5 protein-coding genes are annotated in these 3,394 nt (G+C 40.0%); 3 read left to right on the forward strand and 2 right to left on the reverse strand.

Annotated features, from left to right (window positions below):
* Nucleotides 1-189: 189 nt before the first annotated feature.
* Nucleotides 190-1,011, forward strand: a complete 822-nt coding sequence (locus tag WDC_RS08915) for an SDR family NAD(P)-dependent oxidoreductase (protein ID WP_044011515.1) — start codon at nucleotides 190-192, stop codon at nucleotides 1,009-1,011.
* A 63-nt stretch (nucleotides 1,012-1,074) separates the two neighbouring features.
* Here WDC_RS08915 and WDC_RS08920 read toward each other — a convergent pair whose 3' ends face one another.
* Nucleotides 1,075-1,722 (reverse strand): Crp/Fnr family transcriptional regulator, encoded by a 648-nt coding sequence (locus WDC_RS08920; protein WP_044011516.1) that lies wholly within the window; start codon nucleotides 1,720-1,722, stop codon nucleotides 1,075-1,077.
* 89 nt (nucleotides 1,723-1,811) lie between these two features.
* On the opposite strand from WDC_RS08920, the gene WDC_RS08925 reads away from it, so the two are divergent.
* Both WDC_RS08925 and WDC_RS09680 read left to right on the forward strand, forming a co-directional pair.
* Nucleotides 1,812-2,369, forward strand: a complete 558-nt coding sequence (locus WDC_RS08925) for a hypothetical protein (protein ID WP_044011517.1) — start codon at nucleotides 1,812-1,814, stop codon at nucleotides 2,367-2,369.
* Nucleotides 2,370-2,378: 9 nt separating this feature from the next.
* Entirely contained in the window at nucleotides 2,379-2,528 is a 150-nt protein-coding gene (locus tag WDC_RS09680; RefSeq protein ID WP_156127029.1) for a hypothetical protein, read from the forward strand.
* Between the two features lie 75 nt (nucleotides 2,529-2,603).
* Here WDC_RS09680 and WDC_RS08930 read toward each other — a convergent pair whose 3' ends face one another.
* Nucleotides 2,604-3,248: a DNA alkylation repair protein gene (locus tag WDC_RS08930; RefSeq protein ID WP_044011518.1), complete on the reverse strand. Its 645-nt coding sequence runs from the start codon at nucleotides 3,246-3,248 to the stop codon at nucleotides 2,604-2,606.
* Nucleotides 3,249-3,394 lie beyond the last annotated feature (146 nt).

A 3,394-nucleotide genomic window follows, 5' to 3' on the forward strand; every position in this document is an offset into this window, starting at 1 on the left:
CCTAATAGATTGACTCTTAATTTTAATTCAAATAGATTATTTAGACTTTTTGGCATTTGATCTTATACTTGAGTTTTATTTTCACTTAAGCCTGATAAATTGATTGTATTGCAATAACTCTGAGAGTACACTTTGCTCAAAATATATCTGTTATAACAGTAACATAATCTAGATGGGAGACAATATACGATGACAAAAGTAGTCGCAATTACGGGCGCCAGTAACAGGATGGGCAAAGCAGCTTTACAACTATTTGCCAAACGAGGATGGACTGTGTACGGCGGTGCTCGCCGAGTAGAAAAAATTCCGACAGGAACTAACATGCACGCACTCAAACTAGACGTCACTGACTCACAATCAAATCAACAATTTATCAAAACTATTTTAGATGAACAACAACACATCGATGTCTTAATCAACAATGCTGGTTACGGCGAAGGTGGCCCTATTGAAGATGTACCAATTGAAAATGCACGCAAGCAGTTTAACACCAATTTCTTTGGTGCTGCTGAACTAACTAAGTTAGTGCTACCATCCATGCGCGCGCAAGGCTGCGGCCGAATTGTCAATATTTCATCAATTGGCGGTGACGTCTACATGCCACTAAACTCCTACTACCATGCTTCCAAGGCAGCTTTACAACAGTGGAGCGATACATTGGATGTTGAAGTACAAAAATTCGGTATTCGTTCCGTTATTGTGCAACCCGGAGGCACCCAATCATCATGGGGCGCAATCACGATGGATAACGTACGGAAGAATCTCAAACCAGACTCTGTCTATCAACCATTTGTCGATGGCGTAGATCAACTCTTCAATGGCAGTACCAGCACAATTACAGCCACTTCTGCCGATTTAGCCCGCGTTTTCTACTCTGCGGCAACCGACATGAAAACAAAACAACGTTATTTTAATTCATTTGGTGACCGCCTGATTGTACGAGTTGCCCGAGCACACCCAAAATTTTATCGAGCAGCCTCGACTGCAATTTTAAATCATTTAGTTAGATAAAAACACTGGAAGTCAGTCACAACACCGACTACCAGTGCTTTTTGTTTCACGTGAAACACTATTTCACAATAACGTAATCATTCTGCCAGCCATCACAATTGTCTTTTCTTGAGTCAATTTTGCAAATTGGCGGCTCAGAGTCTCCGGTGTGATACTCAGCCAGTTAGCCAAATCACGTTTACTTAGTGGTAATTTAAAGTATCGGCTACCAACTTGGCCTGCCGTGTCTTCCAAGTACTGCGCTAGGCGGTCATGTGCCGTCAACGTGCCATAACGAGCACTACGATTCTCCAGATCCGTTAGGCGATTGCCAAATGCATTGATAATGCTCACTGCTAATGTCGGTGTTTTACCCAATAATTTCTGAAAATCAGACTTCCTAATTGAACAAACCAACGAATCTTCAACTGTTTCTGCAAAATTTTGATGAGTCGAATCCGTAAAGAGCGCTGCTTCACTATCAACCGCATGACCATCTAAGAAATATAAAATTTGTTCCTGTCCGTCTTCATCCAAGCGATATACCTTAATCCGTCCACGGTCAATCACCAATAGCCGATCAACATCAGACCCAGCAGTGTACAATGTCGTGCCGGCAGGAAATTTTTCTTGATGCGTCGAAATAGTGGTCAATTTATTAATTGTATCGTCGTCTAAACCCACAAAAATTGGTGCAGAGCGCACACATTCAAATGCAGAATGTTTTTCCATAATTTTTCCCCAAAAATTGATATATATCAATTTATTTTCTTTAATCAGATTATACACTATAGGCAGTTAATAAAGGAGGAATTTTCATTATGACAAACTACAAAGCAGAAATTGTTCCATTGAATGATGGTAAGATTGGTACCAGCGCCCATGGCACCGCCACTTTTATTGAAGATAACAACCAATTAACAATTACAATCGAGATGTTTGATACGCCAGCTAACACAGAGCACTGGGAGCATTTTCACGGTTTTCCAGATGGCAAAGCTGCTGACATCGCCACAATTGTACAAGATGCTAACAATGACGGTTTTGTTGATTTAATGGAAACTGAACCCGTTTCTGGCACAACAATGGTCCCATTCGACGATGCTCCTGAAAATATGGACATCCCCCACGATCGTTATCCAGTTTCAGACGATAATGGCCATTTTTCTTATACTAAGGTTGTTCCGCTGCCAACACTACAGACAAACTTTGAAGCTGCATTTGGTAGCAAAAATTTGCAATTAGACAAACGAGTAATCTACATCCATGGCGTACCACAAAGCCTAGAATTACCAGATACTGTTGCTGGAATGGTCGCAGATTTTGATGCCCACGTGACCTTGCCCATTGCAGTCGGTAAAATTAAACGGGTCGATTAGGAGCTCAAAATGCGAATAATTCATTTAATTGAATTTCTCTTGTATATCATTGGCTTGATTGGCATGGTCCAAATGCACATGGATTTTGCCATGTATATGATGTTTGCGGGAATGATTCTAGGCTGCGTGAGTCATTTGCTGTGGCCTGCTAAAAAATAATAATGTAAAAAATAAACCGCTGAAGTTGGCTTAACACCCAACAATAGTGGTTTATTTTAGTTTGACGTCCTGCAATTAAAGATACTTGCTACCTTCGCGATCTGCTAAATTACTCAACTGATGTTCATTTAAAAATTGAAGCACCCAACCAGGATTGAACTTACTATACTGCCGTAAAGCCCAACCAATCGCTTTTTGAATAAAAAATTCATCAGTGAATTGGTCAAATAAAATTGCCGCCGTCAGCATCCCCGTATCCACTTGATCCTTTTCTTTTAACTGTAACGTAATCGCAACTCGTCGCTCCCACATGTTGGAACTTTTGAAAAACAGAGTGAATATCTTTTCTTTTTGTTCAGGATGCAGTTTTATATACTGGCCAAAGACAGAAGTCCAATGGTCCACTGAATCCCACCAGCTTTTTTGTGTAATAAATTGTTTGAACGTCACTATATCTGCAAATGTCCACCGCTTAACATTTTTCTCAGCCAAATCAATCGCCAAATAATGATACTCTCGTTCGGTCCGTTGATATAATTCTTCAATCCAGGCTTGCAGTGTCGCGATGTTAACTTGCCGACTTTTTTTGACAAACAGTTTACTTTGTTCTTTTCTATCACCAGATTTAAGTCCCAGAAATTCGAACTTATTTTTCATGTAAGCGGCCATTGCCACCGCATTGTCTGGGTTACCAACAAACGTAAAATTTAGTTGTTTAATTTCCATTCAGCATCCTCTACTTAGTAACATTGAAAAAATGATCACTAATTTTACCATCTAATGTTGGTGATAATTGATTCATGTACTTTAAAACTGCAGTTTTCTCACTACCGGTGTATGGTGTTGGGACATAATCATTTTTTGGG

It is taken from the genome of Paucilactobacillus wasatchensis, assembly GCF_000876205.1.
GTDB classification, from domain to species: domain Bacteria; phylum Bacillota; class Bacilli; order Lactobacillales; family Lactobacillaceae; genus Paucilactobacillus; species Paucilactobacillus wasatchensis.